General features: G+C 72.8%; 21 protein-coding genes. 9 read left to right on the top strand and 12 right to left on the bottom strand.

Features of this window, described 5'->3' with window-relative positions; translation table 11 throughout:
* Positions 1–40: 40 nt before the first annotated feature.
* The 5 genes from pucL to ACFVU3_RS22230 all read right to left on the bottom strand — a co-directional run bounded on the left by pucL (position 41) and on the right by ACFVU3_RS22230 (position 2,688).
* The gene (gene pucL / locus ACFVU3_RS22250; RefSeq protein ID WP_390068593.1) at positions 41–964 is read right to left on the bottom strand and encodes a factor-independent urate hydroxylase; all 924 of its coding nucleotides are present in this window, start codon (positions 962–964) and stop codon (positions 41–43) included.
* Between the two features lie 5 nt (positions 965–969).
* The gene (gene uraH, locus ACFVU3_RS22245) at positions 970–1,377 is read right to left on the bottom strand and encodes a hydroxyisourate hydrolase (RefSeq protein ID WP_169089502.1); all 408 of its coding nucleotides are present in this window, start codon (positions 1,375–1,377) and stop codon (positions 970–972) included.
* Positions 1,374–1,889 carry a 2-oxo-4-hydroxy-4-carboxy-5-ureidoimidazoline decarboxylase gene (gene uraD / locus ACFVU3_RS22240; protein ID WP_390068591.1) on the bottom strand — a complete coding sequence of 172 codons (516 nt, stop codon included), beginning with the start codon at positions 1,887–1,889 and terminating at the stop codon, positions 1,374–1,376. Before uraD ends, uraH begins: the two co-directional genes overlap by 4 nt.
* Before the next feature lie 155 nt (positions 1,890–2,044).
* Positions 2,045–2,383, bottom strand: coding sequence for a helix-turn-helix domain-containing protein (locus ACFVU3_RS22235; RefSeq protein ID WP_390068792.1), 339 nt, complete (start codon positions 2,381–2,383; stop codon positions 2,045–2,047).
* A 44-nt stretch (positions 2,384–2,427) separates the two neighbouring features.
* Positions 2,428–2,688, bottom strand: coding sequence for a hypothetical protein (locus ACFVU3_RS22230; RefSeq protein ID WP_390068790.1), 261 nt, complete (start codon positions 2,686–2,688; stop codon positions 2,428–2,430).
* A gap of 140 nt (positions 2,689–2,828) precedes the next feature.
* Here ACFVU3_RS22230 and ACFVU3_RS22225 point away from each other — a divergent pair, with 140 nt between their 5' ends.
* The 4 genes from ACFVU3_RS22225 (at position 2,829) to ACFVU3_RS22210 (ending at position 7,389) form a co-directional block, all read left to right on the top strand.
* On the top strand, positions 2,829–3,662 hold the full coding sequence (locus ACFVU3_RS22225) for a TIM barrel protein (RefSeq protein ID WP_390068589.1): 834 nt from the start codon (positions 2,829–2,831) through the stop codon (positions 3,660–3,662).
* Between the two features lie 47 nt (positions 3,663–3,709).
* Entirely contained in the window at positions 3,710–4,600 is an 891-nt protein-coding gene (locus ACFVU3_RS22220; RefSeq protein WP_390068587.1) for a 2-hydroxy-3-oxopropionate reductase, read from the top strand.
* A gap of 186 nt (positions 4,601–4,786) precedes the next feature.
* Positions 4,787–6,244 carry a catalase gene (locus ACFVU3_RS22215; protein ID WP_390068585.1) on the top strand — a complete coding sequence of 486 codons (1,458 nt, stop codon included), beginning with the start codon at positions 4,787–4,789 and terminating at the stop codon, positions 6,242–6,244.
* A gap of 479 nt (positions 6,245–6,723) precedes the next feature.
* Positions 6,724–7,389, top strand: a complete 666-nt coding sequence (locus ACFVU3_RS22210; protein WP_390068583.1) for an HNH endonuclease — start codon at positions 6,724–6,726, stop codon at positions 7,387–7,389.
* Here the strand turns inward: ACFVU3_RS22210 and ACFVU3_RS22205 are convergent.
* Positions 7,325–8,557, bottom strand: a complete 1,233-nt coding sequence (locus tag ACFVU3_RS22205; RefSeq protein ID WP_390068581.1) for an MFS transporter — start codon at positions 8,555–8,557, stop codon at positions 7,325–7,327. The two genes, ACFVU3_RS22210 and ACFVU3_RS22205, sit on opposite strands and share 65 nt — an antisense overlap.
* Positions 8,558–8,741: 184 nt before the next feature.
* On the opposite strand from ACFVU3_RS22205, the gene ACFVU3_RS22200 reads away from it, so the two are divergent.
* Positions 8,742–9,725: an ArsR family transcriptional regulator gene (locus ACFVU3_RS22200; RefSeq protein ID WP_390068580.1), complete on the top strand. Its 984-nt coding sequence runs from the start codon at positions 8,742–8,744 to the stop codon at positions 9,723–9,725.
* Positions 9,726–9,800: 75 nt separating this feature from the next.
* Here ACFVU3_RS22200 and ACFVU3_RS22195 read toward each other — a convergent pair whose 3' ends face one another.
* Together ACFVU3_RS22195 and gcl are read right to left on the bottom strand one after the other, a co-directional pair.
* Positions 9,801–10,190 carry a hypothetical protein gene (locus ACFVU3_RS22195; protein ID WP_390068579.1) on the bottom strand — a complete coding sequence of 130 codons (390 nt, stop codon included), beginning with the start codon at positions 10,188–10,190 and terminating at the stop codon, positions 9,801–9,803.
* 193 nt (positions 10,191–10,383) lie between these two features.
* Positions 10,384–12,171, bottom strand: a complete 1,788-nt coding sequence (gene gcl, locus ACFVU3_RS22190) for a glyoxylate carboligase (RefSeq protein ID WP_390068577.1) — start codon at positions 12,169–12,171, stop codon at positions 10,384–10,386.
* A gap of 323 nt (positions 12,172–12,494) precedes the next feature.
* Here gcl and ACFVU3_RS22185 point away from each other — a divergent pair, with 323 nt between their 5' ends.
* From ACFVU3_RS22185 to ACFVU3_RS22175, 3 genes are all read left to right on the top strand, one after another.
* The gene (locus tag ACFVU3_RS22185) at positions 12,495–13,529 is read left to right on the top strand and encodes a hypothetical protein (protein ID WP_390068576.1); all 1,035 of its coding nucleotides are present in this window, start codon (positions 12,495–12,497) and stop codon (positions 13,527–13,529) included.
* Between the two features lie 90 nt (positions 13,530–13,619).
* Complete coding sequence (locus ACFVU3_RS22180) at positions 13,620–14,387, top strand: TIGR04222 domain-containing membrane protein (RefSeq protein ID WP_390068574.1); 768 nt, start codon at positions 13,620–13,622, stop codon at positions 14,385–14,387.
* Positions 14,388–14,406: 19 nt separating this feature from the next.
* The gene (locus ACFVU3_RS22175) at positions 14,407–14,937 is read left to right on the top strand and encodes a GNAT family N-acetyltransferase (RefSeq protein ID WP_390068572.1); all 531 of its coding nucleotides are present in this window, start codon (positions 14,407–14,409) and stop codon (positions 14,935–14,937) included.
* A gap of 22 nt (positions 14,938–14,959) precedes the next feature.
* On the opposite strand, the gene ACFVU3_RS22170 is transcribed toward ACFVU3_RS22175, so the two are convergent.
* Complete coding sequence (locus tag ACFVU3_RS22170) at positions 14,960–16,558, bottom strand: AMP-binding protein (protein ID WP_390068571.1); 1,599 nt, start codon at positions 16,556–16,558, stop codon at positions 14,960–14,962.
* Positions 16,555–18,237 carry an AMP-binding protein gene (locus ACFVU3_RS22165; protein ID WP_390068569.1) on the bottom strand — a complete coding sequence of 561 codons (1,683 nt, stop codon included), beginning with the start codon at positions 18,235–18,237 and terminating at the stop codon, positions 16,555–16,557. Before ACFVU3_RS22165 ends, ACFVU3_RS22170 begins: the two co-directional genes overlap by 4 nt.
* A gap of 105 nt (positions 18,238–18,342) precedes the next feature.
* Between ACFVU3_RS22165 and ACFVU3_RS22160 the strand changes: the two genes are divergently transcribed.
* Entirely contained in the window at positions 18,343–19,161 is an 819-nt protein-coding gene (locus ACFVU3_RS22160; protein ID WP_390068567.1) for a LuxR C-terminal-related transcriptional regulator, read from the top strand.
* On the opposite strand, the gene ACFVU3_RS22155 is transcribed toward ACFVU3_RS22160, so the two are convergent.
* Positions 19,067–19,693: an SUKH-3 domain-containing protein gene (locus ACFVU3_RS22155; protein WP_390068566.1), complete on the bottom strand. Its 627-nt coding sequence runs from the start codon at positions 19,691–19,693 to the stop codon at positions 19,067–19,069. The two genes, ACFVU3_RS22160 and ACFVU3_RS22155, sit on opposite strands and share 95 nt — an antisense overlap.
* On the bottom strand, positions 19,680–20,786 hold the full coding sequence (locus ACFVU3_RS22150; RefSeq protein ID WP_390068564.1) for a winged helix DNA-binding domain-containing protein: 1,107 nt from the start codon (positions 20,784–20,786) through the stop codon (positions 19,680–19,682). The genes ACFVU3_RS22155 and ACFVU3_RS22150 overlap by 14 nt, the downstream gene beginning before the upstream one ends.
* Positions 20,787–20,874 lie beyond the last annotated feature (88 nt).

Below are 20,874 nucleotides of genomic sequence, written 5' to 3'. Positions count from 1 at the left end.
GGACCGGATCACTCAGTGCCGCTCAGAGATGTGGTGCCGCTCAGAGATTGGTCATGTCGACCGGGATCAGCGCCTCGGCGCCGTCACGCAGGACCGTGGCCTCGATGAGGCCGTACATGCGGTCCGCGGCGTAGTAGACCTCGTTGTCGTTCTTCAGCCCGAAGGGCTCGAGGTCGACCAGGAAGTGGTGCTTGTTGGGGAGCGAGAAGCGCACCTCGTCGATCTCCGCGCGGTGGTTGATGATCCGCGTGGCCATCTGGTACAGCGTCTGCTGGAGGGAGTACGAGTAGGTCTCCGAGAAGGCTTCGAGCATGTGCTTCTTGGTCTGCTCGTAGGACCGCTCCCAGTTGGGCATGCGCTGGTCGTCGTCGGTCCAGTTGAACCGCCAGCGGCCGGACACCTGGGTGGCCAGGATGCGGTCGTACGCCTCCTGGAGGGTGGTGTACTGGTCCTTGATGTAGCCCCAGAACTCCGAGTTGGTGGAGTTCATGACGACGAGGTCCTTGAGGCCGGAGATGACCTCCCACTTCGCGCCGTCGTAGGTGATCTGGGTGACCCGGGTCTCCTGGCCCTTGCGGGCGAAGGAGTGGTTGACCTCGTCGGCGCCGATGAACTTGGAGTTGGCGTCGGAGGAGGCGATGCGCTCCCAGGCGTACTCCTCGATCCGGATCCGGGCCCGCTTGATCGGCTCCTGGCTCGTCACGAAGTGGCGGGCGAGGTGGATGCCGAACTGCTCGGCGGACTCGATGCCGTACTCCTTGGCGAACGCGAAGACGGTGTTCTTCGTCGTGTCGGTGGGGAGGCAGTGGGCGTTGGAGCCGGTGAGGTGGACGTCGCTGAGGTCGCCGGAGAGGGCGACGGAGACGTTCAGGTCCTTGATGTGGTGGGTGGCGCCGTCCCGCGTGATCTTGACGACGCGGTTCTCTGCTTTGCCGTACTGGTTCTGGCCGAGAATCGTGGGCATGTCTGCTAGCTCCCTCGGTAAACGGAGTAGCCGAACGGGTTGAGCAGCAGCGGTACGTGGTAGTGCTCGCCCGGCGTGACGGCGAACGTGATCGCCACCTCCGGGAAGAAAGCACCGGCCGGACCGCTGTCCCGATTCGCGGGGGCGTCCTGCTGCGCCTCGGCTTGCTGGTTCTGCTTGCTCAGGAAGTACGCCTCGGTCTCGAAGTCGAGGCGTACGTGGGTGGTGCCGACCGGCAGGGCCGGCAGGTCCTTGCACCGTCCGTCGGCGTCGGTGGCCGAGCCGCCGAGCGCGACCCAGGCGGCGTCGGAGCCGGCGCGGGCGGCGAGGGTGATCGCCACGCCCTCCGCGGGGCGTCCGATGCTGGTGTCCAGGATGTGGGTGGACACCGAGGCCGTGGTGTCGGTGCTCATGCGGCGCTCTCTTCCTCTACGAGACGGGTGAGCCGGATGCGGTTGATCTTGCCCAGTTCGGCGCGGACGATCTCGCGCTCCTGCTCGGGCGAGTTGCCGATCCGGTCCTTGACCGCGTCGCGCATCTGCTCGCCGGTCCTGCCGGTGGCGCAGATGAGGAAGACATGGCCGAAACGTTCCTGGTAGGCCAGGTTCAGTTCGAGCATCTCGGCCTTGAGCTCGGCGGAGGAGCCGGCCATCCCGCTCTGTTCGCGGGTGGAGGTGGCATCCCCTTCCTTCGGACGACCGATCGGCGGGTGGCCCGCCATCGCCTCGGCCAGGTCCTCCGCGGTCAGCTCGGCCATGGCGGCGTCACTGGCGAAGAAGAGGGCTTCGGCGGTGGAGTACGGGCGCTGGGCGAGGAGCTCGCTCCCCCACGCCGAACTGGAGCACACCTCGTGGAGCGCGGCGAGAGCCTCGCTGTCCGCCGAGGTGTTGAACCGGGTGAGGCCCGGTGTCGTACCTGAAGTCACGGGAAGCCTCCGTGGCTGTTTTTCGCTGTGCGTCGGACGGGCTGCGGATAGCTAACGCCCTCGGCAACACGACGTCAACACTTTGTTGAAAACTCGGTGACACAAAAGCCGTCGTCCCGACATGCGGACGACGGCTTGTGGTCATTCTTGATCAACTAGGCGTTCCCGGCGCCCTTTTCCCTGTTCAGGGCGGTCTCCCGGTTCAGGTAGTTGTAGACGGTGAAGCGGCTGACACCCAGTGCACCCGCCACCGTCTCCACGCCATGCCGCACCGAGAAGGCGCCGCGGGCCTCCAGGACGCGGACGACCTCCTGCTTGGTCTTGCGGTCGAGCTCCGACAGCGGCACCCCGTGCCGCCGTTCCATCGCCGCGAGGATGTGGTCCAGGGAGTCCGAGAGCTGCGGCAGCCGGACGGCGAGGACGTCCTCGCCCTCCCAGGAGAGGACGACGTCGTCGGCCGCGGCCTGGGCCGGCTCCAGCACTTCCGCGCCCATCGCGTCCACCAGCGGCTTCACCGCCGCCGCCAAGGGGTGCTCGCTCACTTCTGGTCCTCCCCGCCCTCGCCGATCACGTTGACCTGGAGCGAGACCCGGGTGGCTCCGGCGTCGAGCGCCTTGCGCAGCAGCTCGTCGACGGCGGTGAGGACGGCGTCGGCGCCGCCTTCCGCCGTGTTGCCGAAGGGGCCGACATCGACGGCGTCCAGTTCGGCCGACTGGATGACCTCTCGGGCCACGACCGCGTGCGCCGGCGCCTCGTCGAGGTCGAACGGCTCGGTCGTGAACTCCACTCTCAAACGCACCATGCCCCCACGCTACGGGCCGTTCGGGCAGCTGGGGAGCCCCGGAGTCGGCGACGGCCCTTGACAAGCACCGCCACGGACTTGCAACATTCCGTCAGACAGAAAACGACTTCCGCAATACGGAAGGAGCGCCGCCCCTCATGGGATACACGGACCAGCGCTTCGATGTGAACCTGTCGATCCTCTTCACGGAACTCCCGCTCCTGGAGCGCCCCGCGGCCGCCGCCGCGGCCGGCTTCACCGCGGTCGAGCTGTGGTGGCCCTGGATCGACACCGCCACCCCCGAGCAGAGCGAGCTCGACGCCCTCAAGAAGGCCCTTGAGGACGCCGGCACCCAGCTGGTGGGCCTGAACTTCTACGCCGGACAGCTCCCCGGCCCGGACCGCGGCGCGGTCTCGGTCCCGGGCGAGGAGTCCGACCGCTTCCGGGCCAACATCGACATCGCCGCGGACTTCGCCGCCTCGGTCGGCTGCAAGGCGCTCAACGCGCTCTACGGCAACCGCGCCGAGGGCGTCGACCCGGAGGTCCAGGACGCCCTCGCCCTGGAGAACCTGGTCCTGGCGGCCCGCGCCGCCGACCGCGTCGGCGCGATCCTGCTGATCGAGACCCTCAACAAGCCGGAGTCGCCGCTCTACCCGCTGGTGAGCGCCCCCTCCGCGATCGAGGTCGTCGACAAGGTGAACGAGGCCACCGGGCTCGGCAACGCCAAGTTCCTCCTCGACATCTACCACCTGGCCATGAACGGCGAGGACGTCTCCCAGGTCATCGCGGACTACGCGGACAGGACCGGTCACGTCCAGATCGCCGACATGCCGGGCCGCGGCGCCCCGGGCACCGGCGAGCTCCCCCTCGCCGAGCTGCTCGACCAGCTGACGAAGGCCGGTTACGACGGCTGGGTCGGCCTGGAGTACAAGGCCCCCGACGCCGCCGCCTCCTTCGAGTGGCTGCCCGCAGAGGCCCGCCCGGCCCGCTGACGCAGGCCACCTCCCCGTACCACCTTGTTTTGAGAGGCACCCTCACCATGAGCAATCTCCCCAAGATCGCGTGGATCGGTCTCGGCATCATGGGCTCCCCCATGTCCGAGAACCTCCTCAAGGCCGGCTACTCGGTCACCGGCTTCACGCTGGAGCAGGACAAGCTGGACCGGCTCGCGAAGGCCGGCGGCAGCGCCGCCTCCTCGATCGCCGAGGCCGTGAAGGACGCCGACGTCATCATCACGATGGTGCCGGCCTCCCCGCAGGTCGAGGCCATCTCCTACGGCCCCGAGGGCATCCTGGAGAACGCCAGGCAGGGCGCGCTGATCGTGGACATGTCCTCGATCACCCCGCAGACCTCCGTGGACCTGGCGAAGAACGCCAAGGAGAAGGGCATCCGCGTCATCGACGCCCCCGTCTCCGGCGGCGAGGCCGGCGCCATCGAGGCCGTGCTCTCCATCATGGTCGGCGGCGAGCAGGCCGACTTCGACGAGGCCCTCCCGATCCTGGAGGCCCTCGGCAAGACCATCGTGCTCTGCGGCCCGCACGGCTCCGGCCAGACGGTCAAGGCGGCCAACCAGCTCATCGTCGCCGTGAACATCCAGGCGTGTGCCGAGGCCGTGGTCTTCCTGGAGAAGTCCGGCGTGAACCTCCAGGCCGCCCTCGACGTCCTCAACGGCGGTCTGGCCGGCTCGACCGTGCTGACCCGCAAGAAGGACAACTTCCTGAACCGGGACTTCAAGCCCGGCTTCCGGATCGACCTGCACCACAAGGACATGGGCATCGTGACCGACGCCGCCCGCAACGTCGGCGCGGCCCTCCCGGTCGGCGCCGTGGTCGCCCAGCTCGTCGCCTCGCTGCGCGCGCAGGGTGACGGCGGCCTGGACCACTCGGCCCTGCTCCGCGCCGTCGAGCGTCTCTCCGGCGCGCAGGTCTGACCCGGCGCCCCGTCTCGGCGGGGCCCCAGATTTCCGGTCGGCGGCGGTGCTGACACCTGTCCTGTCGCGCCCAGGCGCCGCCGCCGACCGGAACACCACACGTCATTTTCAACAAACTGTTGACGCCGTGTTTCGAGCGAACTTACGCTCCACCGCAGTCAGCAGCATCCGTACGGAAAGGCCACCATGTCGAAGCGCGTGCTTACGACCGAGTCCGGCGCCCCCGTCGCCGACAACCAGAACTCCGCCACCGCCGGCGTCGGTGGCCCCCTCCTCCTCCAGGACCAGCACCTGCTGGAGAAGCTCGCGCGCTTCAACCGTGAGCGGATCCCGGAGCGCGTGGTGCACGCCCGCGGCTCCGGCGCGTACGGCTACTTCGAGGTGACCGACGACGTCACCGGCTTCACCAAGGCCGACTTCCTCTCCGAGGTGGGCCGGAGGACGGAGCTCTTCATCCGCTTCTCCACCGTGGCCGACTCGCTCGGCGGCGCGGACGCGGTCCGCGACCCGCGCGGCTTCGCGGTGAAGTTCTACACCGAAGAGGGCAACTACGACCTCGTCGGCAACAACACCCCGGTGTTCTTCATCAAGGACCCGATCAAGTTCCCCGACTTCATCCACTCCCAGAAGCGCGACCCCTTCACGGGCAAGCAGGAGGCGGACAACGTCTGGGACTTCTGGGCCCACGCCCCCGAGGCCACCCACCAGATCACCTGGCTCATGGGCGACCGCGGCATCCCGGCCTCGTACCGTCACATGAACGGCTACGGCTCCCACACCTACCAGTGGACCAACGAGGCGGGCGAAGCCTTCTTCGTCAAGTACCACTTCAAGACGAACCAGGGCATCCGCTCCCTCTCCGCCGACCAGGCCGCCGAGCTCGTCGGCAAGGACGCCAACTCGCACCAGACGGACCTGCTCCAGGCCATCGAGCGCGGCGTGAGCCCGTCCTGGACCCTGTACGTGCAGGTCATGCCGGCCGCCGAGGCCGCGGAGTACCGCTTCAACCCGTTCGACCTCACCAAGGTGTGGCCGCACGCCGACTACCCGCTCCAGCGCGTCGGCCGGATGGTCCTCGACCGCAACCCGGACAACGTCTTCGCCGAGGTCGAGCAGGCCGCGTTCTCCCCGAACAACTTCGTCCCGGGCATCGGCCCGTCGCCGGACAAGATGCTCCAGGGCCGTCTCTTCGCCTACGCGGACGCCCACCGCTACCGCCTCGGCGTCAACCACACCCAGCTCGCGGTGAACGCCCCCAAGGCGACCGTCGCCGAGAACTACGGCCGGGACGGCGCCATGGCCACCCGGAACGGCTCGCGGTACGACAAGAACTACGAGCCCAACTCGTACCAGGGCCCCGCCCAGACCGAGACGCCGCTCTCCGCGCCGCTCGCGATCCACGGCTGGACCGGCACCCACGCGGCCCCGCAGCACACCAAGGACGACGACTTCTTCCAGGCCGGCGAGCTCTACCGCCTGATGTCGGAGGAGGAGAAGAGCCGTCTGATCGCCAACATCGCCGGCGGTCTCTCCCAGGTGTCCCGCGAGGACGTCATCGAGAAGAACCTCGCCCACTTCGCCGCGGCCGACGCCGAGTACGGCAAGCGCGTCGAGGAGGCGGTCCGCGCCCTGCGCGAGGACTAGTCGTCTCGGATTCCCAGACCGCGTACGGCATCTGACGGGAGGTCAATGCCGTACGCCGTCCGGAACACCGGCCCGGATGAGGGGTGGCCGGTGTTCATGGACAGCGTGAGGACCGCGGTGGCTCCGAGCCAGTGCGGTGGCCAGGACGCCAGGCCCCCCTTCCAGACCTGAAGGAAGGGACGGCCGAAGCGTCCGCCGGAGCCACCGCGGTCCCAACGCCCTCCCCGCACAGGGGAGCTCAGACTCCGCCCGGCGGTGCGAACGTCCTGTCGCGCCAGCCTCGCGCCGTCGGGCGGTCACCAGACGAGAGCGCGGAACCAGGTTTACGGTCCCTGGTTCCGCGCTCTTCTCGTCGTCCCGTCACCCGTCCGGTACGCCGGGCACCGCATCGTTTCTGCGGTGAACATCCGCACCCGCTCGGCGGAGCGCACCGCGATTCGGCCCCCGCGCGCCCCGTGACCGGCGCTATCCACCGGTACGTGATCAAGAACCTGATGCGCGGGCTCGTCCCGCTCGCCCTCGTCCTGTCCCCGCTCGCCGCCCCCGTCCCCGCCGCCTCCGCCGGCGTCCAGCTCTTCCCGGACGCCCTCGCCGAACTGACCGAGGCCACCGAGGAGCCGCAGGGGTACGAGGAGTCGGCCTTCCCGCACTGGGACAAGGGCCTCGACACCACCGACGACTGCGACACCCTCGGAGAGGTGCTGCTCGCGGAGGCCGTCGAGGCGCCCTCCGTCGGCGCCGGCTGCGCGCTGACCGGTGGCCGGTGGACCTCGTACTACGACGGCCAGAGCGTCACCGACCCGACGCTGCTCCGCGTCGACCACCTCGTCCCCCTGGCGGAGGCGTGGGCCTCGGGCGCGTCCGGCTGGACGGCGGCCCGGCGGGCGGCGTTCGCCAACGACCAGGGCGCCGCCGCCGGCCTGGTCGCCGTCACCGCCCGCAGCCAGAAGGCCAAGGCCGGGCAGGACCCGGCCGCGTGGGTGCCCGACGGGAACGCCGCCTACTGCCGCTACGTCGGCGAGTGGGTCGGCACCAAGCTGCGCTGGGGGCTCACGGTGGACAAGGACGAGATGGAGGCGCTCAAGCTGTTCGCCGACGGGCCGTGCGAGGAGACCGTCGTGCAGCGCTCGACAGCCCCGCGGTGAGGGCGCCGGTGACGGCGAGCGAGCCCACCGCGAGGAGCGCCATCGCCGTCGCCGGTGAGGTGAGCTGCGCGAGCCCCCCCGCCAGGGCTGCGGCGATCCCCTGGCAGGCGAGCATCCCGGAGCCGTGCAGGCCCAGCGCGTGCCCGCTCGACTCCTCGGGGACGAGCGCGAGCAGCCGCTCCTGGTACAGCAGGCTCGCGCCGTAGCCGACCGCGGAGACCGCGACGGCCGCGCCGGCCGCCGTCGCGGGCAGCCCCGTACCGAGCGCGAAGAGCAGGTACGGGGCCGCCAGCAGCGCCTGGAGGGGCCCGGCGAGCCGTGCGCGCAGCCGGGCCGGCACGAACCGTCCCACGACGGTGTCGCCGGCGAGCATGCCGACGGCGGCGCAGGCGAAGAGCAGGCCCGCGCGGTCGGGGGCGTAGGACACGAAGAGGGCCTCGCAGCCGACGATCAGCCCGTTGGGCACCCACAGCGCCAGATAGAGCAGACGGCGGGGCCGGTCGGCGAGCAGCAGCGCGTTGGTCCGCCAGGTCGTGGCGGCGGAGACCCGCCCGGTGGCGCGGGGCGCGCGGGCGGTGAGCCCGAAGCGGCAGAGGAGGCCGGCGAGGAGGTAGAGGGCCGCGCCGGCGAGGAGGGTGCCGCGCGGGGAGAGCACGGCGAGGAGGACGCCGCCGGTGGCGAACCCGGCGATCTGGCAGACGCCGACCGCCATGTTCAGCACCGAGCGGCCGAGCAGGTAGCGCTCGCGCGGCAGGATCTCGCCGAGGAGCCCGTACCGCACTCCCCCACCGAGCGACCCGACGACCCCGAGGACGGCGAGGAGCCCGAAGGCGGCGCCGAGCGGCACGCCGGGCACGGCCTGGACGGCGGTCCCCGCCGCGAAGACGACGGCGACGACGGTGAGCGCGGTGCGCGGCGGCAGCCGGTCGGCGGCGGAGAGCAGGGTGGTGGCGCCGAGCAGCTGGGCGAGCGACGGCCCGAACATCGCGAGCGCGGTCAGCAGCGGGGAGCCGGTGGCCCGGAACACGAGCGTCGCGAGCCCCAGCCCGGCGACGGTCTGGGCGGCGGTCTGGGCGGAGCCGGCGAGGAAGAGGGGCGTGAACTCGGGGGTGCGGAACAGGTCGCGGTAGCGGGGCCCGGCGGGCGCCTCGGGAGCGGAGAGCGGCATGCCGGGCATTCTGGGGAGCCCCGGACGGGCGTCGGTAATGTTTCGCGGGACCGCGAAAGCCGTGCGGCGGGCGGGCCGGACGGCCAGGCTCACCGGCGAGGGAGCCCCCGGCCCGCGGGGCACGGGCCCGCGGGAACACGGGCCCGCGGGGGCATCGGTACGACGGCGAGGGGACGGTACGGGCATGGGGTGGTGGCGGCTGGGGGCGGACACGCTCGCGGGCGGGCGGTTCGTGATCTCGCCGCTCGCCGAGACCGTGGCGTCGCTGCACACCCTGCACGCGGGCCGGGCGGGCCATCCGGGCGAGCGGCAGTGGCTCGCGGACCGGCTGCCCGCGTACCGGGCGCGGCTGGCCGCCGAACCTCTGGACGCCCTGCTCGTCCGGGCCGCGATCAGCCCCACCTGGAACGCGGACTTCCTCACCCCCACTCCGTACGGCGACGGCGAGCGGTGCTTCGAGGAGGAGGTCGAGGCGGTCCGGGCGACCACGCCGGAGGCCGCCCTCGCCGACCTGGCGGTGTCGGTGGGCGGTCCGGTCCCCGAGCCGCTGCGGTCGGCGCGCGATCTGCCGGAGCGGCTGGCGGCGCTGCTCGACTGGGTGTGGCGGGAGACGGTGCTGCCGGACTGGCCGCGGCGGCGGAGGGTGCTGGAGGCCGATGTGACGGCCCGGACCGCGCGGCTCGCGCGGGACGGCTGGGCGGCGGCGCTCGACGAGCTGTGTCCGGGGCGGATGCGCTGGCTCGGCGACGGCAGGCTCCAGGTCAACCCCCGGGACTATCCGCCGCGTTCGGTCACGGGCGGGCGGCTGCTGCTGGTGCCGGTGACGCCGGTGGCGGGCTGGGTGTCGTGGGAGGCGCCCGGGGAGACGGTCGAGCGGTGCGCGATCGTCTACGCCTGCGCGGGAGTTCTCGCCGACCGGTCGGGCCCCGAGGTGCCCCAGGCGCTGGGCACGCTCCTCGGACCTGCCCGCGCGGGGGTGCTGCTGCGCCTCGAAGCCCCTTTGTCGACCAGCCAGTTGGTGGCCCTGACCGGGCAGGGCCTCGGCTCGGTGGGCCGCCACCTGAAGGTGCTGCACGACGCCGGCCTGGTGCGCCGGACGAGGGCGGGCCGGTCGGTGCTCTACGACTGGACGGAGGCGGGCGCGGTGCTCGTACGGGCGGGCCGGTAGCGGTCTTCCCGGGGCCGGCGGGATCAGGAGGAGACGGCCTGCGCCGCGAGCCCGGCGGGATCCGGAAGCGACGGCCTAGAAACCGGCCCAGGCGCGCAGGCGTTCGCCGAGGTCGACGTGGTGCGGGAGGGCCGCGAGGCCGGCCGCGTCGGCGGTGACGCCCCGGCGGGCGAGGTGGTCGGCGAGGGCGCCCCAGTGGGCGGCGGCGGCCTCCTCCCGCGTCTGGTCGCCGAAGGGTTCGTCGGGGCCGACGACGGTCCGGGCGTCGTCCTCGACGGAGGCGCGGGTGAGCCGGTCGCGGATACCGGGCGGCCCGCTCTCACTCCAGCCGCGGTCGTCGAGGAGGACCAGGGCGCGCCCGTCGGAGAGTTCGGCCTCCAGCCGGGCCGACACGCTGAGCTGCCGGTCGGTCGTGAGGTCCTCGTCCAGCTCGACGTGGGTGACCAGGCGGGTCACGACGGGCATGGCGGCGTCCTCTCCTCGGCCTGTGTCCAGCGTAGGGCCTGTCCGGGAGGTGCCGCGCGGTGCGCGCGCCGGCGGGCATGGCGACGTGCCCGGCGGGATGGGGCCTGCCAGGCACGTCGTCCCGGGGATGGAGCCCCGGGCGGGCCCGCCCGCACCCGTGACGTGGACGAGGGGCGCGGGCGGATCCGGTCGGTCAGACCGCGAGCGGCTTGATCGCGGTCGGCGCGTGACCCGGCTCGGTGGCCAGGTCCTCGAACTCGGTGACGTCGCTCATGTCGACGGTCTTGCTCATGGCGATGTTGGTGATGCGCTCCAGGATCGCCTCGACGACGACCGGGACCTGGTGCTCGACGGCCAGCTTCTTGGCCTGCTCCAGGGCCTCGCCCAGCTTCTCCGGGTCGGTGACGCGGATCGCCTTGACGCCGAGGCCCTCGGCGACCTTGACGTGGTCGACGCCGTAGACGCCGATCTCGGGGGTGTTGATGTTCTCGAACTCCAGGTTGACCTCGAAGTTGATGCCGAGGCCGCCCTGCGCCTGCCGGATGAGGCCGAGGTAGGCGTTGTTCACGAGGACGTGGACGTAGGGGACCTTGTGCTGGGCGGCGACGGCCAGTTCCTCGATCATGAACTGGAAGTCGTAGTCGCCGGAGAGCGCGACGACCGGGGTCTCCGGGTCGGCGGTGGCGGCGCCGATGGCGGCGGGGATGGTCCAGCCGAGCGGGCCGGCCTGACCGCAGTTGATCCAGTGGCGCGGCTTGTAGACGTGCAGGAACTGCGCGGCGGCGATCTGGGAGAGGCCGATGGTGGTGACGTACCGGGTCTCCGGTCCGAACGCCTTGTTCATCTCCTCGTAGACGCGCTGCGGCTTGATCGGCACGTTGTCGAAGTGCGTGCGGCGCTGGAGGGTGGCCTTGCGGTCCTGCGCGGAGGCGGCCCAGGCGGTGAAGTCGGGGAGCTTGCCCTCGGCCTTCCACTCCTTGGCGATGGCGACGAAGAGCTCCAGGGCGGCCTTGGCGTCGGAGGCGACGCCGTAGTCCGGGGCGAAGATCTTGCCGAGCTGGGTGGGCTCGATGTCGACGTGGACGAACTTCCGGCCGGCGGTGTAGGCGTCGAGGTTGTAGCCGGTGTGGCGGTTGGCCCAGCGGTTGCCGATGCCGATGACGACGTCGGACTCCAGGAAGGTCGCGTTGCCGTAGCGGTGCGCGGTCTGGACGCCGACCATGCCGGCGGCGAGCTCGTGGTCGTCCGGGATGGTGCCCCAGCCCATGAGGGTGGAGATGACCGGGATGTTCGTCAGCTCGGCGAACTCGACGAGGAGGTCGGTGGCGTCGGCGTTGATGATGCCGCCGCCGGCGACGATCAGCGGGCGCTCGGCCTCCAGGAGGAAGGAGAGCGCCTTCTCGGCCTGGGCGCGGGTGGCCCGCGGCTTGTAGACCGGCAGCGGCTCGTACGTCTCCGGGTCGAACTCGATCTCGGTGAGCTGGACGTCGATCGGCAGGTCGATGAGGACCGGGCCGGGACGGCCGGAGCGCATCAGGTGGAACGCCTGCTGGAAGACGCCGGGGACCTGCGCGGCCTCCAGGACGGTGGTGGCCTTCTTGGTGACGGGGGCGGCGATCGAGGCGATGTCGACGGCCTGGAAGTCCTCCTTGTGGAGCTTCGAGACCGGGGCCTGGCCCGTGATGCAGAGGATCGGGATCGAGTCGGCGATCGCCGAGTACAGGCCGGTGATCATGTCGGTGCCGGCGGGGCCGGAGGTGCCGATGCAGACACCGATGTTGCCGGCCTTGGCGCGGGTGTAGCCCTCCGCCATGTGGGAGGCGCCCTCGACGTGGCGGGCCAGCGTGTGGCCGATGCCGCCGACGTTCTTGAGCTCGCGGTAGAAGGGGTTGATCGCCGCGCCGGGCACGCCGAACGCGTTCGTGACGCCTTCGCGCTTGAGGATCTCAACGGCCGCTGCGGCGGCGGTCATACGAGGCATGGGAGTGCTCCTGCTCGGCCGGTCGGTCGCAGGTTCCGGGCGGGCCGCCCGATCCTGTTTCCGTAATGCGGAAGAACTGTTCTGCTATACGGAAGCAATGTAGGTGGGGGTCGGGAAGCCGTCAAGGGACCGCCCACCAGACGGGCACCGGCGGACCCTCCCCGATGGCCGAAGTCGCACCCCCGAGCGGCCGGATGGGTGGACCATGGGCGCACGGGAAGAGGGGGTTCGGTGTGGGTGAATCGGTATCGGTGCGCTGCCCGGAGTGCCGGCGGAGCCATGCCTACGCGGCGCCCGCCTACCCCTGCCCCTGCGGAAACCCCGTGGCCCCCCGGCTCCTCCCGGACGCCACCGCCGAACCGGTCCGGCACCGGACCTGGCTGGACGACTGGGTCACCGTGCGCTGCCGCGCCTGCGGCCGCGAGGACCAGTGGCCGCAGCCGGAACTGGGCTGCGCCTGCGGCGCCGTCCTGCGGATCCCGGTGGCCCCGGACCCCGCGCGGGAGGGGACGGGGGCGGAGGGCGTGGACCTCGGGGCGGAGAGCCCGTTTCCCGGCGCGGAGGGCGTGTTCCCCGGCGCGGAGGGTGCCGCTCCGGGGCCGGAGGCCGTGACGGCGGAAGCGGAGACCTTCCCGTCCGGACCGGACGCCGTGGCCCCCGGACCGGACGCCGCGACCCCTTGGCCGGAGACCGCGGTCCCCGGACCGGAGACCGGGACCGAGGAGGGGGACGGCCCCGAGGAGGGGTACGGCTCCGAGTCGCACGGCTCCCCGGCGCACGCGACGGACGGATCCGCCGGTGCCGGGCCCGGCGCCGGTCCGGCCGGGCCGGTCGCCGTCCCGGACGGGGAGGCCGGGGAGGAACGGCCCGCCGCTCCCGTCTCGGACTGGTTCGGGAACCCGCCCCGGTCCTTCGCCGAGCGGTACCCCGTCCACATCCCGCTGCCGCCGACCGCGCCCCGGCCCGCCCCCGCCCGGGGCGCGTTCCGGCCGGTGACGATCCGGACGGCGCAGGACGCGGTCGCCGCGGCGGCCACCTACCTGCACTGGCTCGGGTTCCGGGAGATCGTCCAGCCGGAGGACCGGCACTCCGCCGGGGTGGACCTGCGCGGTCCCGGGCTCGTCGCCCAGGTCGACCCCAGCACCCGGCCGGCCGGGCTGCGGGCCGTGGAGTGCCTGTGGCTGAACGGACTCGGCGCCTCCGCCGTGGGCATCTTCTTCTCGCTCGCCGGCTACACCCCCGAGGCGCGCTCGCGCGCCGCCGAGATAGGGCTGCCGCTCTTCGTCCTCGACCTCACCGGCACCCCGCAGCCCGTGAACAACGCGGCCGACGAACTCACCTCGGGCGGCGCCGTCTGATCCGGACCACGCCCTTTGAGCGAACGGATCCGGCCATCCACGCGTGATGATCACGGTCCCCCGGGCAGAAACACCCTGGGGGTGGACGGCATGGGGACGGGGACATGGTGGTGCGTGGCGGCGGCCGTGGCCGCCTGGGCCGAAGTGCTCGCCGCGGCGGTGCTGCTGCGCGCACGGGGCCGAGGTGAGGGCGGGGGCTCCGCCAGGGCGGTGCCCGGGCCGGAGGCGCTGGCCCTGCTGCGCGGCGGACGGCGCGCGGCGGTGACCGTCGCGCTGGTGGCGCTGCACCAGCACGGTGCGGTCGCGGCCGGGCGCAAACACACGATTCGGGCCAATGGCGGGCCGGGCCGGACCCGGGACCCCGTCCAGCTCGGCGTCCACCGCTCGCTCCGCAACGCGCTCGCCCTGCGCGCGCTCGCCCTGCGCCCCGAGGCGCGCCGGGCGGTCGACGGCCTGCGGGCCGAGCTGGGGCGGACGGGGCTGCTGCGGCCGCCGGGACGGCACCGCGCGGCCCGGCTGCTGCTGGCCGCGGCACCGCCGACGCTCGGGGCCGGACTCCTCGCGGCCGCCGCCACCGGGGACGGACCCGGGCTCCTGCCCGCCCTCGCCCTCGGGGCGCCGGTCCTCCTCGCCGCCCTCGCCCTGCTGCGGCTGCCGCCCGCGACCCGGGCCGCCCGGCGGCTCCTGGCCGAGCTGCGGGAACGGCACCCGCTGCCGGAGCAGCGGCACGAGGTGACGGACGGGCGGCTGGTCCGGCTGTACGTGGCGCTGTACGGCGACCCGGCGCTGGCCCTGTTCCTGCCCCGGTTCTCCCGCGACGGCGGCCTGCTCGACCGCCGCGCCTCCGGCGGACGGTGAGCCGGGGCCATACTGGCGTATGCGCATCCGAGTGGCCGCACCGGCCGAACTCCCGCTGCTCCAGTCCATCGAGCGCGCGGCGGGCGAACCCTTCCGCACCCTCGGCATGACGGCGATCGCCGACGACGAACCCCTCCCGCTGGACGTGCTGGAGGGGTACCGCGCGGCGGGCCGGGCCTGGGTGGCGGTCGACGGGACCGACCGGCCCGTCGCGTACCTCCTCGCGGACACCGTCGACGGCGCCGCCCACATCGAGCAGGTCTCCGTGCACCCCGAGGCCGCCCGCCGGGGCGTCGGCCGGGCGCTCATCGAGCACCTGGCGTCGGCCGCCCGGGAGGAGGGCCTGACGGCCCTGACCCTGACGACCTTCACCGAAGTGCCGTGGAACGCCCCGTACTACTCCCGCCTCGGCTTCCGCCCCCTCGCCGAGACGGACCCGGCCCTGACCGACGGTCTGCGCGCCATCAGCACGGCCGAGGCCGCCCACGGCCTGGCGGCCTGGCCCCGCGTCTGCATGCGCCGCGACCTGACGGGCCGGCCCGCCTGCTAGGCCCTGTCCCGTCTCCTCCGGATCAGGCCGTGCCGAACCGCTCCCTCAGCTCCACCTTCCGCACCTTGCCGCTCACCGTCATCGGGAACTCGGTGAGGATCTCGACCCGGCGCGGGACCTTGTAGTGGGCGAGGCGGTCGCGGCAGAAGGCGGTGAGGTCGTCGAGGGTCGGCGGGTCGGCCGGGTCGCGCGGGATCACGCAGGCCAGGATCTCCTCGCCGTACCGCTCGTCGGGGACGCCGACGACCTGCACGTCGGCGATCTTCGGGTGCCCGTACAGGAACTCCTCGATCTCGCGCGGGTACACGTTCTCACCACCGCGGATGATCATGTCCTTGATGCGGCCGACGATCTGGACGTACCCGTCCTCGCGCAGCACGGCCAGGTCGCCCGTGTGCATCCAGCGGCCCGCGTCGACGACTTCGGCCGTCTTCGCCGGCTCGTCCCAGTAGCCGAGCATCACGCTGTAGCCGCGGGTGCACAGCTCGCCCGCGGTGCCGCGCGGCACGGTGAGGCCGGTGGCCGGGTCGACGACCTTCACCTCGACGTGCGGCAGCACCCGGCCGACGGTGCCGGTGCGCCGCTCCAGGTCGTCGTCGCGGCGGGTCTGGGTGGAGACCGGGGAGGTCTCGGTCATGCCGTAACAGATCGACACCTCCGCCATGTTCATCTCGGCGACCACCCGCTTCATCACCTCCACCGGGCACGGCGAGCCCGCCATGATGCCGGTGCGCAGGGAGGAGAGGTCGTACGCGGCGAAGTCCGGGAGGTTCAGCTCCGCGATGAACATCGTCGGCACCCCGTACAGGGAGGTGCAGCGCTCCTCCTGGACGGCGCGGAGGGTCGCGGCCGGGTCGAAGGACGGGGCCGGGATCACGATGCACGCGCCGTGCGAGGTGGCCGCCAGGTTGCCCATCACCATGCCGAAGCAGTGGTAGAAGGGCACCGGTACGCAGATCCGGTCGCGCTCGGTGTAGGCGATCATCTCGCCCACGAAATAACCGTTGTTGAGGATGTTGTGGTGGGAGAGGGTGGCGCCCTTCGGGAAGCCGGTCGTGCCCGAGGTGTACTGGATGTTCACCGGCTCGTCGGCGGCGAGCGGTGCGGGGACGAGCCCCCCGGACGGGCGGGCCGTGAACGCCTCCCAGCTCGTGTCGCCGAAGTACACCGCCTCCCGCAGCTCCGGACACGCGCCGCGGACCTCCTCGACCATCGCCCGGTAGTCGCTGGTCCTGTGGGCGAGCGAGGCGAAGAGCAGCGAGGTCCCCGACTGGCGCAGCACGTAGGCGAGTTCGTGGGCGCGGTAGGCCGGGTTGATGGTGACCATGACGGCGCCGACGCGGGCGGTGGCGTACTGGACGAGGACCCACTCGGGGCAGTTGACCGCCCAGATCCCGACCCGGTCGCCCTTGCGGACGCCGCTGCCGAGCAGCGCGCCCGCGATCCGGTCGACCTCGGCGCCGAACTCGGCGTAGGTCCAGCGGCGTCCGCCGGCCACGTCGACCAGGGCCTCGCGGTCGGGCCAGGCGGCGACGGCCCGGTCGAGGCTGGCGCCGATGGTGTCGCCGAGGAGCGGGGTGTCCGCGACCCCGTGCGCGTACGAGAGCTCCGTGCCGGTCATGCCAGGTCCCCTTCGGTGAACTCCGGGCCCGTGGAGGCGCCTTCGGCGGTGAGGCGGCGCAGCTCGACCCGCCGGATCTTGCCGGAGACGGTCTTCGGCAGCTCGGCGAACTCGATGCGGCGGACCCGCTTGTACGGGGCGAGGACGGCGCGCGAGTGGGCGAAGAGGGCGCGGGCGGTCTCCGCGTCCGGCTTGAAGCCCTCGGCGAGGACGACGTACGCCTTCGGGACGGCGAGCCGCAGCGGATCGGGCGCGGGGACGACGGCCGCCTCGGCGACGGCCTCGTGCTCCAGGAGCGCGCTCTCCAGCTCGAACGGGCTGATCTTGTAGTCGGACGCCTTGAAGACGTCGTCGGCCCGGCCCACGTAGTGGATGTAGCCGTCCTCGTCGCGGCTGCCGATGTCGCCGGTGCGGTAGTAGCCGCCGGCCAACGCCTCCGCCGTCTTGTCCGGGTCGCCGTGGTAGCCGGTCATCAGACCGACCGGGTGGGCGGAGAGGTCGAGGCAGATCTCGCCCTCCGCCACGTCCGGGGTACCGGTGACCGGGTCGACGAGGGTGACCGCGTACCCGGGGCTCGGGCGGCCCATGGAGCCCTCCTTGAGCCGCTGGCCGGGGCTGTTCGAGACCTGGACGGCGGTCTCGGTCTGCCCGAAGCCGTCCCGGATGGTGACGCCCCAGCCGCGCCGCACCGCCTCGATGACCTCGGGGTTCAGCGGTTCGCCGGCGGCGACGACCTCGCGGGGCGGGGTGGTGAGCCGGCTCAGGTCCGACTGGATGAGCATCCGCCACACGGTCGGCGGGGCGCAGAAGGAGGTGACGCCGTGGCGTTCCATCTCGTCCATCAGCCGGCCCGCGTCGAAGCGCGTGTAGTTGTGGATGAAGACGGTCGCCTCGGCGTTCCAGGGGGCGAAGAGGTTGGACCAGGCGTGCTTGGCCCAGCCGGGCGAGGAGATGTTCAGGTGCACGTCGCCGGGCTTCAGCCCGATCCAGTACATCGTCGCCAGGTGCCCCACCGGGTAGGAGGTGTGGGTGTGCTCGACGAGCTTGGGGCGGGCGGTGGTGCCGGAGGTGAAGTAGAGCATCAGGGTGTCGTGGGCGAGGGTGGCGCCGTCGGGCTCGAAGACGTCCGGCTCGCCGGCGGCGTGCTCGTACCCCAGCCAGTTCACCCCGTCGCCGCCGATCGAGATGCGGGTGTAGTCGCCGGGCACGTCGGCGAACTTCCCGGTGTCCTCGGCGCGCACGATCACGTGGCGGGCCCGGCCGCGTTCGACCCGGTCGCGGAGGTCGGCGGGGCCGAGGAGCGGGGTGGCGGGGATGACGACGGCCCGCAGCTTCATCGCGGCGAGCATGGTCTCCCACAGCTCGGTCTGGTTGCCCAGCATCACGATGATCCGGTCCCCGGCGCGGACGCCCTGGGCGCGCAGCCAGTTCGCGACCCGGTTCGAGCGGGCGGACATCTCCGCGAAGCTCACCCTGACCTCGGAGCCGTCCTCCTCGACGATGTGCAGGGCGGTGCGGTCGTTGCCCTCGGCGATGACGTCGAACCACTCCAGCGCCCAGTTGAACCGGTCGGGGCGGGGCCAGGAGAAGCCGTCGCGGGCCGCCTCGTAGTCCTCGCGGTGCCGGAGCAGGAAGTCCCGGGCGGTCCGGAACTCCTCCGTCGCGCTGGTAGCCGTCATGTGTCCTCCTCGTTGCGGGACCGGTCCCGCACATCGTGTAATCGGTGACCCAGGTCTCACTACCCCCGTTCGGGGGTGAAGGCGTGGAGGAAGGGGCGTTCTTCCGTGTCCGAGCGGATCGAGGGGGTCGAGCTGCGGGCCGCGCTGGTGCGGCTGCGGCGCGGCAGCGGGCTGCCCGTGGTCTTCGGCGGCCTGATGGACGGCGGCCGGCCGCTGCGGATCGCCGAGCTGCACGGGGCGCTGACCCCGGCGCTCCAGGGCCTGGCGATCTCGCCGGGCAACGGCCTCGGCGGGAAGTGCCTGGCGCTGGCCAGACCGTGCGCGGTCACCGACTACCCGGTGGCCCGGCACATCACCCACGAGTACGACCTCCCGGTGTCGGCGGAGGGGCTGCGGTCGGTGATCGCGGTGCCGGTGGTCGTCCGGCGGCAGGTGCGCGGGGTGCTGTACGGGGCGCTGCGGGACGCGCTGCCGCTCGGTGAGCGGGTCTTCGACGCGGCGGTGGCGGCGGCCCGGGACGTGGAGCAGGCGCTGGCCGTACGGGACGAGGTGAGCCGGCTCGCGGAGCCTGCGGAGGCGCCCGGCCCGTCGTGGGAGGAGGTGCGGCACGCCTACGGGGAGCTGCGCGCCCTCGCCCCGCGGGTCGCCGACGAGGAGCTGCGGGCCCGGCTGCTCGCCGTCTGCGGCCGTCTGGAGTCGGCGGCCGGCGCCTCGGCGCCGCTGCCGGGCGTCTCCCTGACGCCGCGCGAGACGGACGTCCTGGCGGCGGTCGCGTCGGGGGCGACGAACGCGGCGGCGGCGCAGCGGCTCGGGCTGCGCCCGGAGACGGTCAAGGGCTATCTGCGCTCGGCGATGCGGAAGCTGGGGGCGCACACCCGGCTGGAGGCGGTGGTGGCGGCGCGGCGGGCGGGGGCGCTGCCGTAGCGAAGAACGCGCGGGCCTCGACGTTCGGGCCGCGCAGGAGGCGCCCCACGGCCTCGTGGACGTCGTTCCCGAGGTGGTACGGGCCGGTGTGGTGGAGGAGGAAGAACCGTCCGGTCTCGTCGACGAGGATCATGGCCCCGTCGAAGGTGGTGTACCCGACGGGGAAGAGCCGCCTTCCCAGCGCGGCGGCGAGTTCGGCGACGTCCTCGCCGCTCTCCTCGTAGATCCAGTGCGGGGTGAACCCGACGGTGTCGGGCGGGGTGCCCGGGATCCGCAGGCGCAGCCCGCCGTACGCGCGGACGAAGGCGCGGGCGGCGGGGAACGCCTCGACGGGGTGGCCCTCCTCGGCGAACCGTTCGCTCACCGTCCGCAGCAGCTCCCGGAGCCGTTCGTCGCCGATGTCCCGCCCCGGGTGGTGACCGGCGCGGGCCAGCACGGCCGCCGCCTCGGCCGGGCTCATCGGCGACGGCGGGCCGGCCGCGTCCGGGCCCGGCGACGGCGTGTCCCGGCCCGCCCCGTCAGGCGCCGGCACGGAAGGCCAGGTCGTAGGCGCCGTCGGCGGGGCCGGTGAGGCGGAGGGTCCGTTCGGCCTCGGCGGTGAGCGCGGCGCGGTCGGCTCGGGTGAGGCGGCCGAAGGGCTCGACCGTCAGCCTGACGCGCCCGTCGGCCTCCTCCAGGAACCAGAGGCCGGCGAGGACGCCGTCGAGGAGGAAGACGCGGTGGGACCGGTTGCCGGTCCAGGTGCGGCCCCGGTGCTCGTCGGGGACGACCCGGCGCCGGTCGGCGTGCGAGAGCAGCAGGTTGTCGAACTCGGGCAGGAAGCGGGGCGGGGCGGGGACGGACTCGTCCGGGCGGGGCGCGTCGGGCAGGTCGAAGAGCTCGGTGCCGTCCTCGTCCCGGAGGACGACCAGCCGGGACCGCAGCCGCTCGAAGGCGGGCCGCAGCCGGGTGAGCCCGCACCAGCTCTGCATGTCCTTCACGGAGGCGGGCCCGAAGGCGCCGAGGTAGCGCAGCACGGTCTCGTCGAGGTCGGCGGGCTCCGCCGCCGCGCCCCCGAACCACACGTCGGTGGTGGTCAGCGCGACCTGCCCGCCGCTCCCCCACAGCCCGCGCGGGGTGACCTGGACGAGCGGCAGCAGACAGCGCGCGGCCACCGACAGGGCCTGCGGGTCGGCCTCCGGCCACTCCCGGAGCAGATGCTCGCGGAGCTGCCTGGGGGTACGGGGCTCCGCCTCGACGAGGTCGCGGGCGAGGGCGGCGAGCCTTCCGAGGTCGACGCCGGGGAGCTTCTTGCGGAAGATGCCGAGCTCGCGGTCGATCGCGCCCGGCTGGGCGAAGGCGCGCAGGGCGACGGCGTCGCGGGCGGTGTGGGTGTGGACGGTGGACCGCAGGGTGACGATCCGGGCGACGGCCCGGGACTCCATGAGCGCGGACAGCTGCTCGGGCCGGAAGCCGTCGAGGCGGGCGGCGAGGGCGTAGTACGGCGGCATGGTGTTCTGCGCCTGGAGCCCCACCAGGTGGCGCACGGCCTCCTCGGGCCCGAGCGGCGCGGGCCGGAGCAGCAGCTGGCGGGCGAGGGTGGCGCGGCCCAGGGCGCGGCGGGAGACCGGGGGAAGCGAGTCCATGCGGGGACGCTACAAGCCGTCGAGGACAGTTTCCGTCCTGAAGGGGCGAGCGCGCGCGGCGGCCCGCCTCCGGCCACCCCATTCCCGC

It is taken from the genome of Streptomyces sp. NPDC058052 (assembly GCF_042885515.1).
Classification (GTDB): Bacteria; Actinomycetota; Actinomycetes; order Streptomycetales; family Streptomycetaceae; genus Streptomyces.
This window is presented reverse-complemented; position numbering and strand designations above follow the sequence as displayed.

Coding starts and splice junctions, on each gene's coding strand:
- pucL (WP_390068593.1), bottom strand. CDS start 964: ATGCCCACGATTCTCGGCCAGAACCAGTACGGCAAAGCAGAGAACCGC.
- uraH (WP_169089502.1), bottom strand. CDS start 1,377: ATGAGCACCGACACCACGGCCTCGGTGTCCACCCACATCCTGGACACC.
- ACFVU3_RS22235 (WP_390068792.1), bottom strand. CDS start 2,383: ATGGGCGCGGAAGTGCTGGAGCCGGCCCAGGCCGCGGCCGACGACGTC.
- ACFVU3_RS22225 (WP_390068589.1), top strand. CDS start 2,829: ATGGGATACACGGACCAGCGCTTCGATGTGAACCTGTCGATCCTCTTC.
- ACFVU3_RS22220 (WP_390068587.1), top strand. CDS start 3,710: ATGAGCAATCTCCCCAAGATCGCGTGGATCGGTCTCGGCATCATGGGC.
- ACFVU3_RS22215 (WP_390068585.1), top strand. CDS start 4,787: ATGTCGAAGCGCGTGCTTACGACCGAGTCCGGCGCCCCCGTCGCCGAC.
- ACFVU3_RS22205 (WP_390068581.1), bottom strand. CDS start 8,557: ATGCCGCTCTCCGCTCCCGAGGCGCCCGCCGGGCCCCGCTACCGCGAC.
- ACFVU3_RS22200 (WP_390068580.1), top strand. CDS start 8,742: ATGGGGTGGTGGCGGCTGGGGGCGGACACGCTCGCGGGCGGGCGGTTC.
- ACFVU3_RS22195 (WP_390068579.1), bottom strand. CDS start 10,190: ATGCCCGTCGTGACCCGCCTGGTCACCCACGTCGAGCTGGACGAGGAC.
- gcl (WP_390068577.1), bottom strand. CDS start 12,171: ATGCCTCGTATGACCGCCGCCGCAGCGGCCGTTGAGATCCTCAAGCGC.
- ACFVU3_RS22180 (WP_390068574.1), top strand. CDS start 13,620: ATGGGGACGGGGACATGGTGGTGCGTGGCGGCGGCCGTGGCCGCCTGG.
- ACFVU3_RS22175 (WP_390068572.1), top strand. CDS start 14,407: ATGCGCATCCGAGTGGCCGCACCGGCCGAACTCCCGCTGCTCCAGTCC.
- ACFVU3_RS22170 (WP_390068571.1), bottom strand. CDS start 16,558: ATGACCGGCACGGAGCTCTCGTACGCGCACGGGGTCGCGGACACCCCG.
- ACFVU3_RS22165 (WP_390068569.1), bottom strand. CDS start 18,237: ATGACGGCTACCAGCGCGACGGAGGAGTTCCGGACCGCCCGGGACTTC.
- ACFVU3_RS22150 (WP_390068564.1), bottom strand. CDS start 20,786: ATGGACTCGCTTCCCCCGGTCTCCCGCCGCGCCCTGGGCCGCGCCACC.